The sequence below is a fragment of the Lentzea sp. NPDC060358 genome, from assembly GCF_042725365.1.
In the GTDB taxonomy this organism is placed as follows: domain Bacteria; phylum Actinomycetota; class Actinomycetes; order Mycobacteriales; family Pseudonocardiaceae; genus Lentzea.
In genome coordinates this window covers 37,708-61,380 of sequence record NZ_JBHXCW010000007.1, presented here as the reverse complement: position 1 = coordinate 61,380, position 23,673 = coordinate 37,708, and the positions used below count along the sequence as shown (strand labels likewise).

17 protein-coding genes are annotated in these 23,673 nt (G+C 74.0%); 10 read left to right on the top strand and 7 right to left on the bottom strand.

Going from position 1 to position 23,673, the window contains the following annotated elements:
* Positions 1-292 precede the first annotated feature (292 nt).
* The 3 genes from ACFWGZ_RS02920 (at position 293) to ACFWGZ_RS02910 (ending at position 3,359) form a co-directional block, all read left to right on the top strand.
* Positions 293-991, top strand: coding sequence for a YoaK family protein (locus ACFWGZ_RS02920; protein WP_382449750.1), 699 nt, complete (start codon positions 293-295; stop codon positions 989-991).
* Between the two features lie 132 nt (positions 992-1,123).
* Positions 1,124-1,495 (top strand): STAS domain-containing protein, encoded by a 372-nt coding sequence (locus tag ACFWGZ_RS02915; RefSeq protein ID WP_382449749.1) that lies wholly within the window; start codon positions 1,124-1,126, stop codon positions 1,493-1,495.
* Positions 1,496-1,556: 61 nt separating this feature from the next.
* Positions 1,557-3,359, top strand: coding sequence for a GAF domain-containing SpoIIE family protein phosphatase (locus ACFWGZ_RS02910; protein WP_382449748.1), 1,803 nt, complete (start codon positions 1,557-1,559; stop codon positions 3,357-3,359).
* A gap of 13 nt (positions 3,360-3,372) precedes the next feature.
* On the opposite strand, the gene ACFWGZ_RS02905 is transcribed toward ACFWGZ_RS02910, so the two are convergent.
* Both ACFWGZ_RS02905 and ACFWGZ_RS02900 read right to left on the bottom strand, forming a co-directional pair.
* Positions 3,373-3,798, bottom strand: a complete 426-nt coding sequence (locus ACFWGZ_RS02905; RefSeq protein ID WP_382449747.1) for an ATP-binding protein — start codon at positions 3,796-3,798, stop codon at positions 3,373-3,375.
* Between the two features lie 122 nt (positions 3,799-3,920).
* Positions 3,921-4,283 (bottom strand): STAS domain-containing protein, encoded by a 363-nt coding sequence (locus tag ACFWGZ_RS02900; RefSeq protein ID WP_382449746.1) that lies wholly within the window; start codon positions 4,281-4,283, stop codon positions 3,921-3,923.
* 296 nt (positions 4,284-4,579) lie between these two features.
* On the opposite strand from ACFWGZ_RS02900, the gene ACFWGZ_RS02895 reads away from it, so the two are divergent.
* Complete coding sequence (locus tag ACFWGZ_RS02895; protein ID WP_382449745.1) at positions 4,580-6,556, top strand: M91 family zinc metallopeptidase; 1,977 nt, start codon at positions 4,580-4,582, stop codon at positions 6,554-6,556.
* Here the strand turns inward: ACFWGZ_RS02895 and ACFWGZ_RS02890 are convergent.
* Together ACFWGZ_RS02890 and ACFWGZ_RS02885 are read right to left on the bottom strand one after the other, a co-directional pair.
* Positions 6,553-8,397 (bottom strand): hypothetical protein, encoded by a 1,845-nt coding sequence (locus ACFWGZ_RS02890; RefSeq protein ID WP_382449760.1) that lies wholly within the window; start codon positions 8,395-8,397, stop codon positions 6,553-6,555. The two genes, ACFWGZ_RS02895 and ACFWGZ_RS02890, sit on opposite strands and share 4 nt — an antisense overlap.
* Positions 8,398-8,638: 241 nt before the next feature.
* Positions 8,639-10,801: a M20/M25/M40 family metallo-hydrolase gene (locus tag ACFWGZ_RS02885; protein WP_382449744.1), complete on the bottom strand. Its 2,163-nt coding sequence runs from the start codon at positions 10,799-10,801 to the stop codon at positions 8,639-8,641.
* 161 nt (positions 10,802-10,962) lie between these two features.
* On the opposite strand from ACFWGZ_RS02885, the gene ACFWGZ_RS02880 reads away from it, so the two are divergent.
* Positions 10,963-11,958: a LuxR C-terminal-related transcriptional regulator gene (locus tag ACFWGZ_RS02880; protein ID WP_382449743.1), complete on the top strand. Its 996-nt coding sequence runs from the start codon at positions 10,963-10,965 to the stop codon at positions 11,956-11,958.
* Here the strand turns inward: ACFWGZ_RS02880 and ACFWGZ_RS02875 are convergent.
* Positions 11,947-12,675, bottom strand: a complete 729-nt coding sequence (locus ACFWGZ_RS02875; protein WP_382449742.1) for a thioesterase II family protein — start codon at positions 12,673-12,675, stop codon at positions 11,947-11,949. The two genes, ACFWGZ_RS02880 and ACFWGZ_RS02875, sit on opposite strands and share 12 nt — an antisense overlap.
* Positions 12,676-12,804: 129 nt before the next feature.
* On the opposite strand from ACFWGZ_RS02875, the gene ACFWGZ_RS02870 reads away from it, so the two are divergent.
* Both ACFWGZ_RS02870 and ACFWGZ_RS02865 read left to right on the top strand, forming a co-directional pair.
* Positions 12,805-13,926 carry a hypothetical protein gene (locus ACFWGZ_RS02870; RefSeq protein WP_382449741.1) on the top strand — a complete coding sequence of 374 codons (1,122 nt, stop codon included), beginning with the start codon at positions 12,805-12,807 and terminating at the stop codon, positions 13,924-13,926.
* Positions 13,914-14,300, top strand: coding sequence for an ACT domain-containing protein (locus tag ACFWGZ_RS02865; RefSeq protein ID WP_382449740.1), 387 nt, complete (start codon positions 13,914-13,916; stop codon positions 14,298-14,300). The genes ACFWGZ_RS02870 and ACFWGZ_RS02865 overlap by 13 nt, the downstream gene beginning before the upstream one ends.
* Here the strand turns inward: ACFWGZ_RS02865 and ACFWGZ_RS02860 are convergent.
* Together ACFWGZ_RS02860 and ACFWGZ_RS02855 are read right to left on the bottom strand one after the other, a co-directional pair.
* The gene (locus tag ACFWGZ_RS02860; protein ID WP_382449739.1) at positions 14,279-15,517 is read right to left on the bottom strand and encodes an MFS transporter; all 1,239 of its coding nucleotides are present in this window, start codon (positions 15,515-15,517) and stop codon (positions 14,279-14,281) included. The two genes, ACFWGZ_RS02865 and ACFWGZ_RS02860, sit on opposite strands and share 22 nt — an antisense overlap.
* Before the next feature lie 2 nt (positions 15,518-15,519).
* Positions 15,520-18,873: an amino acid adenylation domain-containing protein gene (locus ACFWGZ_RS02855; protein ID WP_382449738.1), complete on the bottom strand. Its 3,354-nt coding sequence runs from the start codon at positions 18,871-18,873 to the stop codon at positions 15,520-15,522.
* A 166-nt stretch (positions 18,874-19,039) separates the two neighbouring features.
* Here ACFWGZ_RS02855 and ACFWGZ_RS02850 point away from each other — a divergent pair, with 166 nt between their 5' ends.
* From ACFWGZ_RS02850 to hypE, 3 genes are all read left to right on the top strand, one after another.
* Positions 19,040-21,979 (top strand): condensation domain-containing protein, encoded by a 2,940-nt coding sequence (locus ACFWGZ_RS02850; RefSeq protein WP_382449737.1) that lies wholly within the window; start codon positions 19,040-19,042, stop codon positions 21,977-21,979.
* Between the two features lie 81 nt (positions 21,980-22,060).
* Positions 22,061-22,645, top strand: coding sequence for an isochorismatase family cysteine hydrolase (locus ACFWGZ_RS02845; protein WP_382449736.1), 585 nt, complete (start codon positions 22,061-22,063; stop codon positions 22,643-22,645).
* The gene (gene hypE / locus ACFWGZ_RS02840; RefSeq protein WP_382449735.1) at positions 22,642-23,667 is read left to right on the top strand and encodes a hydrogenase expression/formation protein HypE; all 1,026 of its coding nucleotides are present in this window, start codon (positions 22,642-22,644) and stop codon (positions 23,665-23,667) included. Before ACFWGZ_RS02845 ends, hypE begins: the two co-directional genes overlap by 4 nt.
* Positions 23,668-23,673 lie beyond the last annotated feature (6 nt).

Here is a 23,673-nt window from a genome sequence, read left to right as displayed (position 1 = left end):
GGCGCGCAGAGCGTCCTGGACGGGTCGGGTGAGCAGTCCGCCGGAGAACCGTCGCCCCGGAACGCACTGGGCACCTCTGCGCCGCTACGACGTGTGGGCGACGCTGGACGCCGTGCACGTCGCCCGGGCGGTTCCACGGCGGCGGGCCGAACGCACTGCCCACGCCTGAACGGAGTACGACGCACATGCCCGGTCCACCCCAGACCGACACCTTCCCGCACACGATGCGTCCCGCCCCGTGCGACGGCCGTCCCGTGGCCGCGCCCGGCACGCCGGACGGCGCGGTGGGGCGATGACCGCCCGCATCACGCCGGTGCACCTCGCGCTGGCCCTGACCTTCGCGACCGGGGTCGTCGACGCCGTCGGGTACCTGCGCCTGGACCAGGTGTTCGCGGGCAACATGACCGGCAACGTCGTCATCCTCGGGATGGCGTTCGTGAGCGACACCGACCTGCCCGTGCTCGGTCCGGCGCTGGCGCTCGTGGTCTTCCTCGCCGGCGCCGCCGCGGGCGGCCGGGTGCTGCGGACCGCCGCGCCGGGCTGGGACCGCCGCTGCACGGCGGTGCTGGGCGGCGTCGGCCTGGTGCTGGCCGCCACCGCGCTCGGCCTGACCGTCCTCGGGACGAGCGTCCCGGCCGTGGCGGCGTCCTCTCTCGCGCTGGCCATGGGCGCTCAGGCCGCGACGGCGCGTCATCTCGGCGTCAGGGACGTCACGACCGTCGTCGTCACCTCCACGCTGACGGGGCTCGCCGCGGACTCCCGGCTCGGGGCGGCCCGCGGTCAGGGGGCGGGGCGGCGCGTCGCGGCCGTCGCGCTCCTCGTCCTCGGGGCCGCCGCCGGTGCGGCGGCGTGCCTGCTGCACGAAGGCCTCGCGGTCGCGGTGGCGGCGCTCGTCGTGCTGGCCGTGGCGGGGCTCGGCCACCGGGCGGCCGCCGCACCGTCCTCGACGAGCGGTCCCACGGCCGAGCAACGACCGGGAGGCCGCCCGTGACCGGCGGGCCTGGTGTGCCCGAGTTCACCGCCACCGGCCGGCCGGTGGCGGCGCGGTGATCTGCCGGACGATGTTGACCTCCGTAGCATCGCGGGGAGGAGACGGTCGGGGGACTCGAGGTGAGGTGCTGTGGTGACTTCGGACGAGACGGCGTCGGTGGCCGGCCTGCGCACCAGCGAGCAGGACGGTGTCCTCGTCGCTGTGGTCAGCGGTGAGCTCGACGTGGACAGCGTGGACCGGGTGGGCGCGGCCCTGTTCGAGCTCGCGGACCGCGAGCCGGACGGCCTGGTGGTCGAGCTGGCGGTGGACTTCATGGGGTCGTCCGCGTTGTCGATGCTGCTGGAGCTGCACTCGCGGACCCAGCGCGACGGTGTGGGGTTCGCCATCGTCGCCGAGGAGGTGGCCGCCTCCCGTCCGCTGATGGCGAGCGCGCTGACCGAGGTGCTCCCCCTCGCCGAGTCGGTGGACGCTGCCGTGAAGACGATCCGGGAAGACGCGTCCTGATCGGACCGGACCAGTAGAATCGCCTGCTGACGACAACCGCGTTCCGACCAGAGGTGCGGCAGTGGGTGAGGACCGCTCGGAGCGAGCTCGGGAGCAGGCCCTGCACGCCACGGGCCTGACCGCCCGGCCGGACAGCGGCATGGACCGGTTCGCGCGGCTGGTCGCCAGCGCCCTGCGCGTTCCGGTCGCGCTCGTCTCGCTGGTGGAACGGGACCGGCAGGTGTTCCCCGGTCTCCTCGGCCTCGGCGAGCCGCTGGCGAGCACGCGCGCCACGCCGCTGTCGCACTCGCTGTGCCAGACCGTGGTGCGGACGGGCAGTCCCCTCGTGCTGCACGACACCGAGGCCGACCAGAACTGGTGCTCGCACCCCGCGGTCACCGACCTCAAGGTCGCCGCCTATGCCGGCATGCCGCTGACCGACGACGACGGGAACGTGCTGGGTTCGCTGTGCGCGATCGACACCTCGCCGCGCGAGTGGACCGGGGAGCAGCTGCAGGACCTGGTCGACCTCGCCGCCGCGTGCAGCGCCGAGCTGCGGTTGCTGATCGCCTCGCGCCGCCTCGAGGCGGCGCACGCCCGCGCCAGCGCGCTCTCCGAGCGGACCCGGCTCGCGCTGAACCGCGCGGAGCTGCTGCTGCGCGCGGCCAACGACCTCGCGGACACCACCGGCCTCGGCCAGGTCCGCAGACAGGTCCGCGACCTGATCACCGGTGACATGCTGCCCCGCTACGTCGGCCTGGTGCTCGTCGAGGGCAAGCGGCTGAGGCGCCTGATCGACGAGGACGACGTGGACGCTCACGCCTCCGCGATGGAGCACAGCTACGAGAACTACGGCCTCGACGACGCGTGGCCGACCGCCCGTGCGGCCCGCGACAACACGACGGTGATCATCCAGGGCGCGGCGGACCTGGTCGCGGGAGGCTACAGCCGTGACGCCGTCGACGCCTGGGCGATGCTCGACCTGCACACCGCGATCTGCGTCCCGCTGCCCGGCGCCTTCGGGCCGCTGGGCACGCTCGTGATCGGCTGGGACGCACCGCACCGGCTCGACGCCCTGGAGCAGGCGATCGTCACGGCGCTCGCCGGGTACACCGCCCGCGCGATCGAACGCGCGGTCTTCGTCGACCACCGCATCGTAGTGGCCCGGCAGCTGCAGCAGGCCATGCTCACCGACCTGCCGGTCGTGCGGGACCTGGAGGTCGCCGCGCTCTACCGGCCCGCCGCGACCGGGGAACTGGTGGGCGGCGACTGGTACGACGCCTACCCGCTGCCCCGCACGGCCGACGACTCGGCGACGCTCGCGGTGACGATCGGCGACATCACCGGCCACGACATCCGTGCCAGCACGAAGATGGGCCAGATCCGCAGCATGCTGCGCCAGGCCGACCTCGACCACCCCGGCGCCGGCCCCGCCCACGTCCTGGCGGCGCTCGAACACGCCAACCTCGCGCTGGGCGTCAACGCCTCCGGCACGCTCGTGCACGCACACCTGCGGCCCGCGCAGGCCGGTCACTGGGAACTGTCCTGGACCAACGCCGGGCACCCGCACCCCCTGCTGCGCCACCCGGACGGCCGGGTGGAGGACGCGGGCGGGCACGACATGATGTTCTTCCCCGGCATGGCGCCGCGGCAGCGGACCACCCACCGGCTCACGCTCGCTCCGGGCAGCTGCGTGCTCTTGCACACCGACGGCCTCGTCGAGAGGCCGGGCCGCGACACCGTCCTGGGCACCGCCCAGGCCGCCGCCCTGCTCGCCGAGCACGGGCACCGCTGCCTGCCGGACCTGCTGGAGCTGCTCGCCGACGAGGTCGGTGGCGCCCGGCCGGGTGACGACATCGCGCTCCTCGTTCTGCGCGTGCCCTGACGGCGAGCCGGGTTCAGGCGACGGCCGTGCACTCCCCCGGCGGGGCGCACGACGTCACCGCGAACACTGTCTTGCCGTCGGCCAGCGGCCTCGTCCCCCAGCTGCTGGTCGTGTTGCCGACCATCACCATGCCCTTGCCGCGGTGCTCGCCCAGGCGTGAGCGCCCGTGGACCGGTTGCTGTCGCGAGTGGTCGTCGACCTCGATCATGACCAGGCAGGGAACGCGGCAGCGGAGCAGGCGGAGCCGCCCGGCGCCGCCGGTGTGGTCCAGCACGTTGCTGACCAGTTCCGTGACGACGAGCAGGACGTCGTAGCAGTGATCTTCGCCCAGGTCGCGCAGTGCGGCGGTGATGTCGTGGCGCAGTCCGGTCAGGACCACGTCACGGCCGATCAGCACGTCCATCACCAGGAGGTGCGCCTGTTCACCGACGAAGGGCACCGTGGTCGCGCCTCCAGCCGGCCGGGTCGTCTCGGGGGTGTGCGCACACCGCAACCCCCGATCACGACCGCCGATGTCCACCACCGAACCAAACATCATGGGCTTGTGACCTTCGCTCCGGTTCAGCCCACCGCCGCGAGAGCGGCAGGCAGGTCGCGGTACAGGCCGAGCAGTCCGCTGACCCCGGAGAGCGTCAGCACGCGGCGCACGAACCCCTCCCCCGTCACCACCGCGAAGGCCACCTCCCGCTCGGCGGCCTGCTCCCCCACCCGCAGCATGACGTTGATGCCCGCGGATCCCAGGAAGGTGACGCGGGAGACGTCGAGGACCAGCGACCGCGGCCGGTCCGCCAGCCGCGTGGCGACCTCGTCCCGCAGGACGTGGCCGGTGGTCAGGTCGATCTCGCCGTGCACGGACGTGATCGGCGTCCCGAAGCCGGAGTCGGCGGTGCCGACCCAGATCGGTAGCGGGCGTGGCTCAGTCATGCCGCGGCTCTCCCTGCCGTGGGCGAGGCATCGCGGTCACTGCAGGTCCGCGCTGCCGGGGCCGTGACCGGTCAGCGACTGCACCGGCCACGTTCAGCGCCTGGTACCCAGCTCATCGCCGTTGAAACGCCGGAACTCGCCGCCACCCTCCAGGACACCGCATTCCGCCCCGACGGGCAGTGCACGGCGCCCGTCGGGGCGGAACCCCGGTGTTGCCCGTTCCAGCCGACCCGATGCTCGTACTCTCGCTCTGCCGGCTTGTTCCCGCACGCTCCGACGAACCACGGGGAGTCGTGATGTCCCAGTTCGTTCGGCAACCGCAGGGGCTGGAGACGGGGACCGCGGCGCGACCACCGCGGCGGGCCGCACCACCGGGCCCGCAGGCGCTGCTCGCCCTGCAACGCGCGGCCGGGAACCGTGCGGTGCAGCGCACCATCCAGGTCGAGCAGGGCTACCACCTGGATTTCCTGCGCGCCCCGGCGGATCGGTTCAAGACCCAGGTGGTGGAGGCGATCAGCGCGGTGCTGGCCGGCACCGGCGTCAGCGCGGCCGAGCAGAACGGCCGCATCGTGCTGACCGGCGAGCCCCGGGACAAGGACGATCCGCGGTACCGGCTCGTCCACGACCTGGTCGGCAGCGACCGCACGGTGACCATCCGGCGCGACACCAGCGGTGACAACCGCACCGATGTCGCGGCAACGGGTTCCGGCCGGGCCGCGGTGCGGGCGGGCATCTCGGCGGCGGCCACGACCGGCGCCGACGCCATCGTCCACTTCGACCCGAAGACCGCGGGTGAGAAACGCGTGGTCGAGGTGTGGGACGAGGAGCACCAGAGCCTCGAGCGGCAGGAGATGCCCACGTTCCTGGTGCTCGCCCACGAACTGATCCACGCGGGCCGGATCATGCGCGGCAAGGCGGCGAACCACCCGGCCACCGGCGACCGCCAGGTCACCGTCTACCGGCGCGAGGGCGGCGGCAAGCTCCAGATCGGGCACCTGGAGGAGGTCCTCACCGTCGGGCTGACCCCGATCGGCGCGGAGCAACTGGAAGAAGCGCTGTCCCAGGGCGGCGCGCTCCAGGCGTTCGAACGCTCCGGGAAGGCCGGTGAGCTGCTCAAAGTGGCCGAAGACGTGGCGACGAACGACGACGTGACGGAGAACGCGCTGCGCATCGCCCTGGGGTTGCCGGTGCGCGCGTCCTACGAGACGTACCACCAGGACGCGTTGGTCATCAAGGGCGGCAACCAGAACAGGGGCGCGTTGAACCGGCTGGCCGCCGCCGGACAACCGGCCCTGCCGTGGCGCGCCATCGCCGGTTCCGTGTCCGTGCCGGTGCTGGCCTGTCTGCTGTGGTGGTTCCGGGCCGAGCTGTCCGCCGCGTTGCTGAGCGCGCCCGGCCAGGACGCCGACGTGCAGCGCAGCACCGAGTGCGACTGCCCGGCCACCACCGCCCCGCCGGTGCTGCAGCGGTTCGGGATCGGGGACCGGAACTGGGGCGAGGCCACCGAGGTGGGCGCTCTCCGCAAGGGGGTCTACGTGGTGAGCAAGAACGACGAGGCGTTGGTCGTGAAGACCTCCGCGGACACCACCCCCGCCGCCGAGGTGGTGGCCTCCCAGTTCGGGAGGATCGCCGGGGTCAACACCGTGCAGACCGAGGCGATCCGGGTCGACTCCGCCGAGATCACGGGAGCGCTGGCGCGGTTCCGCGAGCTGGGCGCCGGCGGGAACTCACTCGCCGACGCGATCAAAGCGGTGCAGTACGACCAGGTCCTGGTGATGCCCTACGTCAAGGGCGTCGACCTGAAGGACGCGGCGAGCCAGTGGAACGCGGCGGACGAGCAGACCCGTGGCGGGTGGGTGGAGGAGCTCGGCCGGGTGTGGCTGCTCGACCTGGTGATCCACAACCCGGACCGGCACCCGGAGAACCTGCGCCTCGGCGAGGACCGCACGATCCACGCGATCGACCAGGTGGTGGGCATGAACGCCTACCAGGACTTCGGCGGCGAGAAACTCGCCGGCCTGCTCGCCGATCTCGACCAGGCCAAGCGGAAGTTCTTCACCAAGATCAACCACGATCTCGACGGTTTCACGATCAGCCCGGACCTCTACCTGCCGCACTTCGACAGGGGCGTCGACGCGGTCCACCAGATGATCAAGGCGCTGGACCCGGCCAGGCAGGTCGAGGCGCTCTTCGAGATGACCACCCGGGAAAAGGTGTCGCTGCCCGGCATCCGCAGCGGCCAAGACGTGCTCAGGAAACGACTGGCGTCCTAAGAGGACGCTTCTCCTGATGGTTCGGAATCGCCGTAAGTGCGCACGAGGTGGGCGACATAGGCGTCGGGCGTTCCGTGAGCGCGGTCCTGGGCGCCGCGCCGGGTGTGGGTGAGCGCGCGTCCGCGGCCCACGCGCAGCGTCGTGGTGGCCGCCCGGCCCTCGCCCGGCGCGTACCGGGCCACGTCGAGGACGTGGACCTCGGCGGCGAACGCCGCCCGCGCCTCGGCCTGCGACGCCGCCGGTGTGGAGCCGGTGCGGTTCGCACTGCTCACGTGCAGGGGCGCCACGCCGGCGAGCACGGGCAGCACCGGAGGCCAGCAGGCGCCGAACACCAGCACGTGGTCGTCCCGGACGGCCTCGCGGGCCCACGCGGGCAGGGGTTCGGGCAGCACGGGCACCAGGAGCGTGAGTCGTTCCCGGACCAGCAGGTCCCGGGCGAACCGGCGAGTCGGTCCATCAAGGTCGAGGGCACGGGCGAACTCCGCCCAGAGGTCGTCGTCCACGAGCCAGAGAGCCACGGCCTGGCCGGCAGGGCGTTGCTTCGCCTTGTTCACCGCCTCGGGCGACGTCGCGGCGACGACGGAGGTCAGCGGGAACGGGTTGGGCAGCACGACGGCCTCCCCCGCACGCAGCGCGGCAGCGGCCCCGCGCAGCCCGGTCACGAACTCGGCCAGGTCCTCGTCGGGGATCACGGCTTCGTTGCGGCTGTACGCCTCCGACTTCACCCACGCCAGCGCGGCCGTCGTCTCGGCGCGGTCGAGGACGAGACCGATCCGTTCGCACACCGCGCGCAGCACGCGGGCGCTGGCGAGGTGGGTGAGCACGACGGTGGGCTCGATGCCGAGCACCGCGGGGTCGTAGGGCTGGAACGTCGCCGGCCGCACGAACGGCGTGCCGGTGGAGAGGGTGCCCACGCCGGTACCGACGATCGGTGTGGTCACGGTCAGCGGTACCCCGGTCTCGGCCGAGACCTGCCGCGCGATCACGGGAATCCGGGTCAGGTCCGGCGCCGTGTACCAGAGGTCCGCCCCGCCGAGCAGTTCGGTGGCGCGCCGCGCGAGCAGGAACAGCAGCTGCTCGGTCGCGACCAGGCCGCTGCGCTCGGCCACCCCGAGCCACGAGCTCGACACGACGCGGACGCCGGCGCGGATGGCGGCGAGCGTGTTCGCGAGCCCCAGTCCGAGGTCGTTGTGCAGGTGGGAGGCGAGCACGATGTCGGCGGACACCCGTTCGGCCAGGCCGGTGAACAGCTCGGAACAGCGCTCGGTGAGCAGGTCACCGGTCGTGTCGGCGATGACGACCACCCCGGCTCCGGCACCGGTCAGGGTGGTGGCCGCCGCGGCCATGAGGTCCACGTCCGCGCGCGGGGCGTCGGCGAAGCACACGTCGGCGAACACCCCGGCGGCGCGAGCCGCCCGCACCAGCGGCACCGCGTCGGCCAGTGCCGCCTCCGCCGGCCGGTGGACCATCGCGCCGGCCATCTCGTCCGAGGCGGGCACCACGATCATCACCCGGCCGTTCGGAGCGTCCCGGACCGCTGCGCAGGCCTGCCGCACGTCGGCGGCGGTGGCGCGGCACACGGCCGCGGGGCTCACGGCGCCGGCGGCGCGCAGCGCCACCTCCCGGGTCGCGTCGAACTCCTCCTGGCACACAGCGGGAAACCCGGCGGCGAAGACGACGTGCCGCGGCCCGTCGTCGCCGAACACGAGTCCCTGCTGCCGCGCCAGCCGGACCCGGAACCCGGCGCTCATGAGGGTCTTGCCCTGCGCTCCGTCCCTGGCCGACTCCTCCCACAGCACGATCCGCCCGTCGAGCGCCGACCGTCTGATCAGATCCGGCATCGCCACCGTGACGTCTTCTCCCTCCGCGGGCCACCCACCGGCCCGGCCGGTCGTCCAGTGAAACGGCGGTGCCGGACATGGTCAAAGTGCCGACGGTCACAGGGTGAACCCCGAACCCCCCTTCGTGTCGAGGAGTCACCGGCACCACGCCCGCCGGTCGCGTTCACCCGCGAGGTTCACCCGATCGAGGTATGAATCCGCCGGGGACCTCTGTCCCTTGTGCACGGTGGCGAGGACGAGCTCAGCCTTCGAAGCGGTCGATCACCGTCGTCCGCGCGCTGACGACCACCCAGTCCGGCAGGCTGTCCACGACCCTGGCCGCGTCCGGGCCCGTCGTGGTGAACGCCTGCTCGACCACGGCCGTCACCGGGCCGTCGGCGCGCACCTTCGCGGTGAAGCCCTCGGGGTGCCCCACGACGTCCACGGTCGCCTTCTGCACGCCCTCGAACGAGCGGCCGTTGACCGAGCGCACCGCGCCGGTGAGCACGAAGCGCACCCGCGCCGCGCCCGTGGCCCCCACGGTGATCGCCAGTTCGCCGTCGTCGCCGCGCTCGAAGGTCGTCGTGCCCGCGGAGAGGGCGAGCGGGGTGGTGGTCAGCGCGTCCTCGCGCACCGGCAGGCCCGTAGCCCCGGCGGCGTCCCGGACCAGGCCGAGCGACGCGGGTGAGTTCGGGCCGTCGCTGCGCAGCAGGATCCGGGCGCCGGCCGAGTCCTGTTCCTGCATCAGCAGGACGTGCTGCGGGCGGTGGGCGGTGTAGGGCGGGAGCACCGCGGCCGCGACGAGGCCCGCCACCGCGACGACGGCGACCGCGACCGTCACGCGGCGCAGGCGACCGGCGTGGAGGGCGAACAGCGCCACGACGAGCGCGGCGGGGAACGCGATCACGGCCGTCAGCGCGCCCAGGAGCAGGTCGGGCTGGATGCCCGGGTCCTCGCGGCCCAGGAGCGGGACGACGAGCGTGTAGAGGTCCCGCGTGAACTCGGCGACCAGGAGCATCTGCGGCGCCATCGCCACCGCCAGCGGCCACCACCGCCCCGTCCGCGCCGACACCCACAACGCGAGCACCAGCAGGGCGCTGAAGGTCCAGAGCAGGTACGCCGCTCCCACGCCCGCCCACGCGAGGGCGCAGCCGAGCACCGCCGTCGCCGCCGCCACCCCGGTCGCGGCCGTCCTGGCCGCCGCACGGCGCACCGGCTGGGCGCGCCACCACAGCGCCAGCGGGACGACGCTTCCCGCGACCACGACGGGGACGTGCAGCAGGCCGATCAGCCACGGGTGGGCGTACCAGGCGAACGAGCCCCCGGTCAGCAGGCCGAGACCGCCGGCCAGCAGGCCCGCGAGCAGGCCGGTGACCAGCCCGGCGACCGTCAGGGAGGCGGTGACGACCACGGTACGGGCGCTGGAGCGGCCGCGGCGGTGCTCCCGGAACACGAGAGCCGCCACCGCGAGCAGCACGGCGGTGCTGACGACGAGCGGCACGACCGGGTCGGCGGTCCACCACGCACGGCTGAGCACGTCGGCGAAGTACGGCACCGGGGCGTCGCCCAGGGCGTCCCGGGAGGAGAGGACGCCGACGAGCACGTCGACGATGGACTGGGCGGTGCCCGGCGGGATCCGGTCCGCGCGGTCGAGCGGGGTGTCGTAGACGTAGCCGTCCTCGACGAGCGCGTAGTCGAGGCCCTTCCAGCCCCTGCCGCGCCAGATGTCGCTGTCCGTCTCGGAGTTGAGCAGGCCGGTCTGGAACAACTGTTGCCCGACAAAGGATCCGCGCGGCCGGGACACCGCACCCGCCGCCGCCACCAGGTCGCCGGAGCCGGGCGAGGCCTGGAAGAGCACCGGCAGGCCACCGGATCCGACCGCCTCCATGTTCAGGTACCACCGGACGTCGCGGGCCCACTCGTGACGGGTGAACGCGTCGGCGCCGGTGAAGCCGACTTCCTCGCCTCCGTTGAAGAGGAAGACGATCGTCCGGCTCGGCACGTCTCCCGCCGCCAGCACCCGTGCGGCCTCGATCATCGCGCCGACGTTCACCGCGTCGTCGGCGGCGCCGTGTCCTTCCAGGGGTGTGTCCACATGTGCGTTCACGAGCACGGTTTCCGGGCTCTTCCCCCGCACGCGGGCGATGACGTTCGTCACGGAGTAGACGACGTCGCGAGTGGGTAGGTGCACGATTCCGGACTCCTGCTGGCGAACGACCTCGAGCCCGGGAACGTTGCCGAGCAAACGATCCACCTCGTCCACAGCGGAGGCGAGTGCGGGCGTGCCGATGAAACGCTGGCCCTCCAAGCGTTTCGCGACCGCGAGCGCGCGCTGCCCGGCCTCGCCGTCGGCGGCCGGAGCCGTCGTGAGGAAGGCGGCCGACAGCACGAGTGCGGCCATCGCGGTGAACACCAGCCAGACCACTGCGAAGCAGCTTTCCCGTGGATCAGAAGGACAAACCTCGTCTTGTCCACTTCGGCGCATCGTCACACATAAGCACTCTATACATCTTCCTCACACATCCGTTCCCAAAATGGCAGACTGATCGAGGTTCCGGATTTGCCGGGACGTCAGGGGGTGCTGGCGTGAAGCTGAAGCATGGTGGAGCAACCTGGGGCCGGGCTCTGGCGCTGTCGGGACAGTTCAAGAACGCGTTGGAATGGCTGGGGAAGCGGGCTCCGCGCGACACGGTCGGCGATCGGGTGGACGCCGTCGTGTGCCAGGCGTGGTGCGAGGACATGCTGGGGCGGCCCGGGACGTCGGACACGCCCGTCGCCGAGGCGCTCGCGAGGAGATCCGACCTGCCGGAGGAACACCGGGCGGTCCTGCTCGGCGCCAGGATGGCCGGATCGCTGCGAGCGGGAGCACAGGTCTCGGCCGCCGACTCCGCGACGGTCGACGGACTGCTGGGCTCGGTGCCGTCGGTCACGCGGGGCTGGCTCAGCGCCGTGCTCGCCACGGCCGCGCTCGGGCAGCCGCACGGGGAACCGATGAGCGCCGCGGTGCAGGCGACGCACGCCGCGCTGCTGCTGGACGAGGCCGCGGACGAGGCGATCGCGGGCCAACTCGACGCGCTGGTGTGGCTCGCGGAGGCCGAACTGGGGCTCGACCGCACGGGAGCGGCGGAGCGGCACGCGTTGCGCGGCCTCACGATCGCGCAGGAGCGCGGGTTCCACGCGCATTCGGTGATACTGGCCGACATCCTGGCCCGGCACAGCGAGATGATCGGCGACACCGGCTCCGCCACGAAGTACGCCGACGTGGCCGAGGTGGCGGCCGCCGAGACCGACAGCGACCACCTCGCCGGGCTCGCCGAACGGACCCGTCCCGCCGCGGAGGCGGGCGACGCGGGGCCCGGCGAGGAGGAGAAGTCGCTCGACGCGTTGAGCAGGCGCGAGGAACAGATCGCCGTGCTCATCAGCCAGGGCTGCACGAACCAGCGCATCGCGCGGGCGTTGTGCATCAGCCAGAAGACGGTCGAGACGCACCTCGGGCGCATCTTCCGCAAGCTGACGGTCTCGTCCCGCGCCGAGGTGGCGTTCGTGGTCGGGCGCTCGGGCGCCGTGGCGCTACGGCGCTGACTTCCCGGCGTGGTCCCACGCCCGCACGGTCTCGGCGACGAGGGCGAGCAGTCCGGGCCAGCCCTCGACGAGGTACATGTGCCCCCCTTCGAGCTCGGCGAGCTCGAAGGGCCCGGTCGTGATCTCCCGCCACTGCGCGGCCTTCGCGGCGTCGACGATCGTGTCGTCCGCGCCGCGGACCGAGAGCACGGGGATGTCGAGCAGGGGTGCCGCACGGTCCACCTCGTAGCTCTCCTGCATCGCCACGTCGGCGCGCATCGGGGGCAGCAGCACCTCGCGCAGCTCCAGCCGGCCGAGCGCCGGGTAGGTGTACCCGGCGATCCTCTCGACGCCCTCGACGAACTCGTCGTCGGGCAGGCCGGTGATCCGGCCGCCGCGCGGCACGCCCGGTCTGGTCGAGCCGCTCGCCACGAGGGCCAGCGGAAGTCCCGGACGGGCGGCGGCCAGCGCCTGGCAGAGCTCGTAGGCGACGATCGCGCCGTAGCAGTGCCCGAGCACGACCACCCGGTCCGCCGCGTCCGCGACCGGCAGGACCTCCGGCACGAGCACGCCGAGCAGTCCCGCGACGGTCTCCTGGGCCGGTTCGCCGAACCGCCGTTCCCGGCCGGGGACGGAGACGGGCTCGACCCTGATGTCCGCGTCCGGTGCCACCCAGCCGCGGAAGAAGCTCGGCCCGGCGCCGGCCGGTCCGAGGCACAGCACCGTCGTCGTCGGCATCGTCCCCCCGCGCTGTGGTTGAGGTGGTCCTGGCGCGTCAGGACACTGCCACCGCGCTCCCGCGCACAGCAGTCAGGAGATTTCCCCACGCCCCGGCGGCCCTGTTCGTGCTGCTAGCGTCCGGACGCGGTGATCGGCGACCGACGAACCGGAGGCGTGGTGGGCGGCGAGCGGTGGAGACTGTGCCTTGCCGGTGCCGGGAACGTCGGGGCCGGGTTCCTCGCGCTGCTGCGGGACCGCCACGCCGACCTGGTCGGCCGCTACGGCGTGGACCTGTCCGTCGTGGGGGTCGCCGAACTGGGTGGCGCCGCCGTCGACCCCGCCGGCCTCGACCTCGCGCACCTCACCTCGGCGCTGGCGGACGGCACCCCGCTCGCCGCGCTGCCGGGGGTGGGCCGCCCCGGCGCGTCCGCCGCGGACGCGCTGCGGGAGTGCGCACCCGACGTCCTGCTCGGCGCCACACCGGTCGACCTCACCGACGGTGAGCCCGGCCTGGGTCTCGTGCGCGCCGCACTGGCCTCCGGCACGCACGTCGTGCTGGCCGACAAGGGTCCTCTCGCGCTCGCCTACGACGAGCTCGCGGCCGCCAGCGACCTCGGTGCGGGCTGGGCGGAGCCGGACGACCGGCCGTACCTGCGGTTCAGCGCGACCGTGGCGGGTGCCCTGCCCGTGGTCAACCTGGGGCTGCGCGACTTCGCCGGCGAGGAGATCCTCCGGCTCGAAGGCGTGTTCAACGGCACCAGCCAGTACGTGCTGCGGGCCATGGAGTCCGGGACCGGCTTCGGCGAGGCGCTCGCGGACACCCAGCGGCGGGGCATCGCGGAGGCCGACCCGTCGCTCGACGTCGACGGCCACGACGCGGCGTTCAAGCTGCTGATCACGGCGAACTCGGTGCTCGGCGCCCGCGCCGGGCTGGCCGACGTCGAGATCACCGGCATCCGGGGCGTCACGCAGGACGCCGTGCGCGCCGCCGGCGAGGCGGGCGAGCGGATCGTGCCGCTGGCCGTCGCCGAACGGTCGGGCGACGGCTACCGGCTGCGCGTGGGGCCCGAGGCGCTGCCCGCGGACCACCCCCTGGCCCGCCTGCACCCCGACGAGATGGGGGTCGTCTTCCACGCGAGCCAGGTCAGGCGGATCTCCGCCGCGAGCCTCGAGCCGCACCCGGAACCGGCGTCCGCCGCCATGCTGCGCGACGTCCTCGACATCATCCGCACCCAGGCCAAGAGGCGGGAGGGCCCGTGCCCCAGCTGACCCTGCGCAGGCTGCCCGGCCGGTTCGCGATGCTCCGCCTCGGGCCCGGCGACGCGATCCCGCCGTGGGCCGCCGCCGCGCCGAGCGCGTTCACCTCGATCACCCGCACCGCCGCGGAGCTCTCGCTGATCCTGCCGGAGCAGGCGGTCCCCGAGGGGGTGGACGCCGACCGCGGCTGGGAGTGCCTCGGGATCGTCGAGACGTTCGGCCTCGACGTGCCGGGCATCGCGAGCTCGGTGGCGGCGCCGCTGGCCGCGGCGGGACACAGCGTGTTCGTCGTCGCCACGTTCGACACCGACCACTTCGTCGTGCGCGACGCCGCCGCGGCGGCCGCCACCCTGGAGGCGGCCGGTCACCGGGTGCTGCCGGACTGAGCCGCCCCGGCGGACGAGCGCCCCGACACGACCAGCCACGCCACGGCGGCGGTCGCGACGGCCGCGAAGCCGGCGCTGACGAAGAACGGCGCCCGCAGGCCCGCGAGGCCCGCCACCACCCCGCCGAGCAGGCCGCCGGCGGGCGAGACGCCGTTCACGACCAGCCGGTAAGCCGCGTTCACCCGGCCGAAGTGCGACTCCGGGATGGTGTCCTGGCGCAGCGACAGCGTCACGACGGTCATCACCGACGTGGTGAACCCGACGAGCGACAGCGCCGCGGCGGCGACCACGGCGTTCGAGGTCAGGCCACCGATGACGAACGCGCCGGGGCACAGCGCCGTCGACAGCAGCAGCGTTCCCGTCCTGCCGAGCCGCGCGACGCACCACGAGGTCACCGCCAGCCCGGCGAGCCCGCCGATCCCGATGACGAGCAGCAGCACCCCGTACAGCGCCGCGCTGACGTGCAGGACGTGCACGGTGTAGAGGACGGCGATGCTCAGCACCGTCAGGTTCGCGCAGTTGACCAGGCAAGCCGCGAGCGCGACGGTGCGCAGCGTGCCGGACCGCCAGAGCGCCCGCATTCCCTCCCCCGCGCCGACCGCCAGGCCGCGCACCGTCAGCGCCGGCCGGTCGAGCGACGCGCGGGCGGGAGCGCGGACGGTCCAGATCAGCACCGCGGCGAGGACGGTCAGCAGCGCGTCCGCCCCGAACGGCAGCGCCGCGGCCACCGCCAGCAGCAGCGGGCCGAACGGCGTGCCGACGAAGTCGGTGGTGATGGCTTGAGCGCCCATGATCCGGCTGTTGGCGGCTTCGAGGCCGGCCCCGCCCGCCACCTGCGGCACCACCGCCTGGGCCAGGTTGTCGGCGAGCGTGTCGATCGAGCTGATCACGAACGACACCGCGATCAGCACCCAGATGCCGGCACCGCCGGTCAGCACCAGCACCGCGAACGCGGCCACCACGGCGGCGCGCAGGACCAGGCAGAGCCGCATGGCCCGCCAGGGCTCCACCGCGTCGGCGAAGGCGCCCGCGAACGGGCCGATGACGATCCACGGCACGCGTGCGGCGACGGTGACGAGCGCGATGAGCACCGGCGAGTCCGTGAGCGTCGTCGCGAGCACCGCGAGCGCGGCGATGCGGCAGCCGTCACCGAGCCCGGTGGCCGCGGTGGCCGCGAACAGGCGCAGGAACCCGGCGGCGAACCGCGGACGGCCCACCGCTAGTCCCGCAGCCTCGCCGCGACCTCGTCCTCGGACATGGCCTGCACCTGCAGCAGCACCGCGGCCACCTGCTCGGTGTCCACCCCCGCTTCGGCGCCCTGGGCGAGGACCATGGCGGACATCGCCTCGATCGTGGGCGCCTCGATGAAGAAGTGCAGCGGCAGCTCGATCCGGAAGATCTCCCGCACCCGTGAGACCACCACGGTCGCCTGCAGCGAGTTGCCGCCGAGGTCGAAGAAGTTGTCCCGGACGCCGACGTCGCCGGTGCCGATCGCCTCGGTCCAGATGCCGTGCAGCACCTCCTGCACCGGGGTGCCGGTCGGCGCGGGCTGCTCGGCCGCGACCGGCCGCGGTTCGGGCAGCGCGTGGTGGTCGACCTTGCCGCTGGAGGTCAGCGGGAACTCGGCGACGACGGTGATGCTGACCGGGATCATCGGCGTCGGCACCCTGGTGCCGAGCTCGCGGCGCAGCGCGTCGGCGTCGGGCCGCTGCCCGGCCGCCGGTGTCACGTAGGCGTGCAGGACGTGGCTGCCGGTGCCGTCCGGGCGCGCCACGACGGCGGCGTCGCCGACCGACGGGCTCGTCCGCAGCGCGCTCTCGACCTCGCCGGGCTCGACCCGGTAGCCGTGGACCTTGACCTGCCGGTCGATCCGGCCGAGGAACGCGAGCGAGCCGTCCGGGAGCCAGCGCACCAGGTCGCCGGTCCGGTAGACCTTCGCGCCGGGGCGGAACGGGTGCGGGACGAACGCGAGCGCCGTCTGCTCGGGCCGCCGGTGGTAGCCCAGGCCGACCTGCGCCCCGCCGACCACGAGCTCGCCGGGCGCGCCGGGCGGTTGCAGGCGCAGCTGCCGGTCGACGACGTGCAGGTCGGTGCCGCGCACGGGGAACCCGAGCGGGACGGGGTCGGGCACGGGCAGCGAGACCGGCTGGGCGGTGATGTCGAGGGTGGTCTCGGTCGGCCCGTAGCAGTTGAAGAACCGCGCTCCCGGCAGCGCGCGCAGCAGGTCCGTGGCGAGCTGGGGCGCCAGCACCTCGCCGGCGGAGAGGATCACCCGCACGGACGCGGCGGCGGCGCCGAACCCCGGCCGCGCGAGCACCGGCCGCAGCAGCGACGGGATGAACTCGCAGGCCGTGACCCGGTGCCGGGCGAGGACGTCGTGCAGGTAGGCGGGGTCGGTGCCGAGCAGCGGGCGCGCGAGGACGGTGCGCGCCCCGCACAGCAGCGGCACGAGGATCTCCCACATCGCCGGGTCGGCGTTGATCGTGCTCTTGTGCAGCACGACGTCGTCCTCGGTGAACGCCAGCGCGTCGCACATGCCGAGCATCCGGTTCGCGACGCCGTGGTGGGTCAGGACGACGCCCTTGGGCCTGCCGGTCGACCCGGAGGTGTAGAGCAGGTACGCGCCGTCCGAGGGGGTGACCGCGACGTCCGGCCGCGTGGAGGAGCACTCGGCCAGCTCGGCGGCGAGCGCGCCCAGGTCGGCGACGGCGTGCGCGCCGAACCGGCCCGCGACCGCCTGCTCGGTGATCACGAGCACGGGGTCCGCGTCCTGCGCGACCTCCTCGACGCGGCTCGCGGGGTGGGCCGGGTCGAGCGGCACGCAGACCGCGCCCGCCTTCATCGCGCCGAGCAGCGCGACGACGAGGTCCGTGCCGCGGTGCAGGCAGATCGCGATCCGGTCGCCGGCCGCCACGCCGCGCCCGGCGAGCCAGTGCGCCAGGCGGTTCGCGCGCTCGTCCAGCTCCGCGTAGGTCAGTTCGGGACAGGCGTGTTCCGCGTCGGCGACGACGGCGGTCCGGTGCGGTGTCGCGTCCACCTGCTCCGCGACCAGGTCGTGCAGGGTGCGGGCCGGGTAGGCGGGCACGCCGGCGCCGCTCGTCTCCCGCAGCAGGGTCTCGCGCGAGGCGGCGGACATGACCGGCAGCTCCGCGAGCGGGATCTCCCCGCCGGTCGCGGCGACGTGCTCCAGGGCGGCGGCGACGCCCTCGGCGATGCGGGTGGCGGTGGCCTCGCCCAGGATGTCGGTGGAGTAGACGAGCCAGCCCTCCAGCCCGCCGTCGTCGCGCGGGGTGAAGTCGAGCCGGAGGTCGAAGTCGGTGCCCCCGTGCGGCCGCTGCGGGATCTCCGCGCGCACGCCCGGCAGGTCGAGGGCGCGCAGCGGCGTGTTGTTGAGGTTGAGCAGCACCCGCAGCGGGTTCTGCGCGCCGCCACCGCCGGGCACCGCCGCCACCACCCGGTCCACGGGGACCTCGGCGTGCGCGAACGCGCCCACGACCGCTTCGCGCGCCGCCGCGAGCAGCTCGCCGAACGACGTGACGCCCTCGAGGCCGACGTCGAGCGGGATCGTGTTGACGAAGAAGCCGAACACCTCTTCGAGCTCGGGCCGGGTGCGCCCGGCGACCGGCATCGCGACGAGCGGCCGCGGCTGCCCGGACCAGCGGTGCAGCAGGTAGGCGTAGGCGGCGAGCACGACCATGAACAGCGTCGCGTCCTGCGACCGGCCGTAGCGGGCGAGCCCGGCGACCACGTCGGCGCTCAGCGGGAGCGGGACAGACCGGGCGGCGAACGTGCGCCGCGCCGGTTCCGGCCGGTCGCCCGGAACGCGCAGGGGTTCGGCGCCGGCGAGCCGGTCCTGCCAGTAGCGCAGGTGCGCGGCCGTCTCGTCGCCGGTGAGCTGCTCGCGCTGCCAGGAGGCGAAGTCCGCGTAGTCGACCGGTGCCGGGGTGAGCTCGGGCGTGCGGCCGCCGGTCAGCGCCGCGTACGCCGAGGACAGGTCCTTCACCAGCAGGTCCAGCGACCAGCCGTCGGCGATGATGCTGTGCAGCACCAGCCCGAGGTGCCAGGTGTCCTCGCCCGTGCGCCACAGCCGCAGCCGGGCGAGGCTGCCTCCCGCGAGGTCGAACGGCAGACGCACGAGCTGGTCGCCCAGGCGCGGCAGCTGCCGTTCGGTGGCCCGGCCCACGACGACGTCGCCGGCCGCCTCGGCGGCGGGTGTGACGACCTGCACCACGACGCCCAGCCCGGTGTCCAGCTCGAACCGGGTGCGCAGGCCCTCGTGGCGGCGCACCACCGCGTGCCAGGCCTCGGCGAACGCCTGCTCGTCGAGGTCGCCGCGCAGCGTGGCCAGCACGGGGATCACGTAGGCCTGGGCCGACGGGTTGAGCTCGTGCAGGTAGTACATCCACTCCTGCGCGGGGGCGGAGGGGAACCGGGCGACGCCGTCCGGCCTCGGCCGGCGCGGGATCGTCGCGGTCCGCTGCCGGTCGGCGAGCCTGCGCTCCACCTCACGACGCTGCTCCGGGGACAGGGCCGCGAGCTTTCGCCGCAGCGCGTCCATGTCCGTGTCCGTCATGTACGGCCCCTCCCGCAGTGCACGGCCCGGTCGTCGGCTGCTGCCACCGTGGCGAGCTTCGCCTCCGGGCGTGCGGGCAGGGAGTCGGGAGAAGTCCCGATACGCGCTCACGCGCGCGCTGGGGAGCATTGCGCTGGGAAAACACGTTCCGAGGGAGGCCGTGTCGGTGGGTACCGAGCCGTTCACAGTTCCCGCGTCGCTCGCGCAGCAGAGCCTGTGGGTGCACAGCGAGGTCACCGGGGCCGGTGCGGCGTACCACGTCACCGCGCTGGTCCGGATCACCGGCGACCTGCGGCTCGCCGCGCTGCGCCGGGCGTGGGAGGTCCTCGCCGACCGGCACGAGTCCCTGCGCACGGTCTTCCGCCTCGACGGCGACGAGCTCGTGCAGGTGGTCCAGCCGCACCGGCCACCGCCACCGGGCCTGCGCGAGATCGGCCGCGACGAGCTCGACGGCGTGGTGGCCGGGCTGCTCGCCCGCCCGTTCGACCTCGCGACCGGCCCGCTGGTGCGCGCCCACGTGCTGCGGCTGTCCGAACGGGAGCACGTCGCGGTGCTGGTGATGCACCACATCATCACCGACGGCGTCTCGTCGGCCGTCCTGCTCGCCGACCTGACCCGCGTCTACGAGGCGGAGCACCGCGGCGCCGAGGCGGAGCTGCCCGAGCTGCCCGTCCAGTACGCCGACTACGCGGTGTGGCACCGGCGGCGCCTGTCCGGCGACCGGCTGCGGCGGCTGACCGAGCACTGGTCGGCCCGGTTGCAGGGCGCACGACCGCTCGAACCCGCCCGGCCGGCGACCGGTCCCGTCACCGCCGTGGCGGCCGACGTGCGGCTCGACGACCGGGTGCACCGGCTGGCGGCCGCGCACGGCGCCACCCCGTTCATGGCCTTGACCGCGTGTTTCGCGGCCGTGCTGGGCCGCTGCCACGACCGGTCCGACGTCACCGTGGTCTCGCCGGTCGAGGGACGCGGGCGGCCGGAGCTCGCCGGGGTCGTCGGCTACTTCGTCAACGCCGTGCCGATCCGCGTCGACCTCTCGGGCGACCCGACCGCAGCGGAGCTGCTGGCGCACGTCCGCACCCGCGCGCTGGAGGCGTTCGACCACCAGGAGCTGCCGATCGAGCAGGTGGCGGGCCTGCTGCGCCGGCACGGGGAGCCCGGCGCCGACCGGATCTGCTCCGGCGCCATGATCGTGCTCCAGGAACCGCGCCCGTCGGCCTGGCCGGTCGCGGACCTCACGTTCGAGCTGCTGCCGCCGCCCGCGCCGGTCGCGAAGGCGGACGTCGTCCTCGACCTGCGTCCCGACGGCCGGGCGTTCACCGGCACCGTCGAGTGCCACCCGGCCGCGCGGGCCGACGGCGCCTGGCTCGCCGGTGCCCTGGCGACCTTCCTGGACGGGGCCTGCGCGGAGCCGGACGCGAAGATCTCCGCGCTGCTGCCCGCGTCCCCGCCGGCGCCGAGGTCGCCGGCCGGTGGCCCGCCCACCCCCGACACCCTCGCCGTCACGGCGACGCCGGCCGAGTACGTGGAACCGCGCACCCCGCTCGAGGCGGCGGTGGCCGGGATCTGGCAGGACGTGCTCGGCGAAGGCCCGTTCGGCGCGCTCGACAACTTCTTCGACCGCGGGGGCCAGTCGCTCGCGGCCGTCCGCATCGCCACCCGGCTCGCCGAGGTGTTCGACGTCGAGATCTCCGTGGCGGCTGACCTCTACGCCGACTTCACCGTCGAGGCGGTCGCCCGGCGCGTCGCCGCGCGGCTGGCGCAGGCGCGGTCCGCGGCGGCGCCCGTGCTGCAGGCGGCTCCGCGCGGGCCCGGCGTCCAGCACTTCCCCGCCTCGCCGCTGCAACAGGGCGTGTGGGACCGCCTCTCGCCCGACCGCCCCGCCCCGCTCATCCTCGGGGGCGTGCGGGTGCGCGGCCCGCTCGACGTCGGCCGGCTGCGGCGGGCGTTCGCCGACGTGGCCGCCCGGCACGAGACGCTGCGCAGCACCTACCGCGCGGGCACCGGCGGGCTCGAGCAGGTCGTGACACCCGGCGCGGCACCCCCGGTCGAGGTGCGCGACGCCGCGCCGGAGCACTACCAGGACGTCGTCCGCGCCGAGGCGGACCGGGGTTTCGACCTGGAGCACGAGGTGCCGGCCAGGGTGGTCGTGCTGCGGTTCGCCGCCGACGACCACGCGGTCCTGCTCGTCCTGCACCACCTCGTCGGGGACCGGCGTTCGGTCGACGTGCTCGCCAGGGACGCCTTCGCCTGCTACGCCGGACGTGCCGCCGCGCTGCCCGCGCTGCCGGTGCAGTTCGCCGACTTCGCCCGCCACCACCACGCCCTGCTCGCCGGGCCGCGGGCGGAGGAGCTGATCGGCTACTGGACCGACCGGCTGCGCGGGGCGCGGCCGCTGACCCTGCCGAGCGACCTCACCGCGGCGGACACGCCGTGGGCGCCGGGGACGTCCGCGGAGTTCGAGGTGCCCGCGGTGACGTTCGACGCCGTCACCCGGCTCGCGACCGATTTCCGGATCACGCTGAACTCCGTGGCGCTCACGGCCTTCGCGACGTTGCTCGCGCGCTGGACGGGCGATCGCGACCTCTGCGTGCGCGCGCCGGTGTCCTTTCGGGACGATTCGAGGGTGCAGGAGCTCGTCGCCGACTTCTCCAACGACGTCGTCATCCGGCTCGACCTGTCCGGCGACCCGTCGTTCGCGGACCTGCTGCGCCAGGCCGAACGGGTCACCTCGGAGGCCTTCGCGCACCACGAGCTCCCGCCGCACCTGCTCGAACCCCACCTCGAGGATCCGGGCCTGCTCTCCCGGCTCTTCCGCGTGCAGTTCACCACCGAACCGGAGATCACCGCGGAGCCCGCGCTCGGCGAGCTGGCGGTGGCCCCCCTGCTCCCCCGCTACCCCTACGCCCACCGCCCGCTCAGCGTCCGGCTGCGGCACGGCGCGGACGGGCCGAGGTGCGTGTGGATCTACCGCGAGGACCTGTTCTCCCCCACCAGGATCGCCGCGCTCGCGGCCGGGTTCTCCGGCGTCCTCGGCGAGCTCGCGGCCGACCCCGGGGCCGGGGCGGTCCCCGCGACCAGCGCAGTCGGGGGTTCTCCCGACTAGGGCCGGGACCTCCGCGCGTGACACGGTTCGGGTGTCGCGCGCTCCCGGCCGCCCGGACACCATCAGCATCGAGGAGTTGGCATGAGCAGGATCGCGGTACTCACCAACGATCTCCAGGGTGACCTCGTCAACAAGAACGAGGAGCGCAGGACCGCGGTGGCGAACGCCACGCCGGCGTACGCCGGGTTCCTCGCGCAGATGCGGGAGCGCGGCCACGTCGTGGTGCACCTGCAGCTGATCAACCTGCCGGACGACCCGATCGCCGAGCGGTACGACGGTTTCCTGCCCGTGCAGAAGGGCTCGCCCGGCGCCGCCGTGCTGCCCGAGTTCCTCGGCGAGGGCGACGTGCTGGTGGAGAAGCACAAGGACAGCGGCTTCTACGAGACCGACCTGCACGAGCGGTTGCAGGAGCTCGGCGTGGACACGGTGGTCGTCACCGGGATGCAGACCCAGATCTGCGTCCAGACGACCGCGGCCGACGCGTTCTTCCGCGAGTACAACGTGTGGGTCCCGAGCGACTGCGTCATCTCGGCGCGGCAGGAGGACACGGCCCGGGCGCTGCAGTGGCTCGACGGCTACTGCGCGATGGTCGCCCCGTCGAGCGAGATCCTCGGCCTCATCGACGAGACCGGGTCGCTGCCCCGGAAGGAGTTCGTGGTCCCGTGACCGCGGAGCAGACCGGGCAGGCCGGGCACGTCGTCCTCGACCACGGAACGGGCGCGGCGCTGAGCCGCGAGCTCGTCGAGCTCGTCGTGGAGATCCTCGGCGACGTCCACATCGGACAGATGGAGGACAGCGCGACGCTGCCGGTGCCGTCGGGCAGGATCGCGATGACGACCGACTCGTTCGTGGTCGACCCCCCGTTCTTCGGCAACGGCGACATCGGCAAGATCTCGGTGTGCGGCACGGTGAACGACCTCGCCGTGTCCGGTGCGCAACCGCTGTACCTCACGCTCGCGATGATCCTCGAGGCCGGGCTGCCGCTCGCGAAGCTGCGCCGGGTCGTCGAGTCCGTGCGGGACACGGCGCGGGAGGCGGGCGTCAAGATCGTCGCCGGGGACACGAAGGTCGTCGGCAAGGGCGAGGCGGACCAGATCTTCCTCAACACCACCGGGATCGGCGCCTTCCACCGCGCGCCGCTGCGGATGGCGGACGTGCGGCCGGGCGACCGGCTGATCGTCTCCGGCCCGATCGGCAACCACACCGTGCACCTGCTGTCGGTGCGCGAGGGCCTGGGGTTCGAGCGCAACGTGCTCAGCGACTGCGCCCCGCTCAACAGCATGATCGCCGCGCTGCGCGACGCGGTGCCCGCCGAGGCCGTGCGGTCGATGCGGGACGTGACCCGCGGCGGGCTCGCGGCGGTGCTGCACGAGTACAGCGCGGCACTGCGGTGCACCATCCGGGTCGAGCGGGACGCGCTGCCGGTCGACCACGAGACCAGGATGGCCGCGGACATGCTCGGGATCGACCCGATCCACGCCGCGAACGAGGGCTGCCTCGCGCTCTTCGTCGCGCCCGAGTCCGTCGAGGAGGTGCTCACCTCGTTGCGGGCCCACGAGTACGGCCGCCGCGCGACCGTCGTCGGCGAGGTGCTCGCCGGCGAGCCCGCGGTGGAGCTCACAGACCCCGCCGGGGTCGTCAACCGCCTCGCGGAGCTGCGGGGGGCCGAACTGCCGCGGCTGTGTTGACGCTCC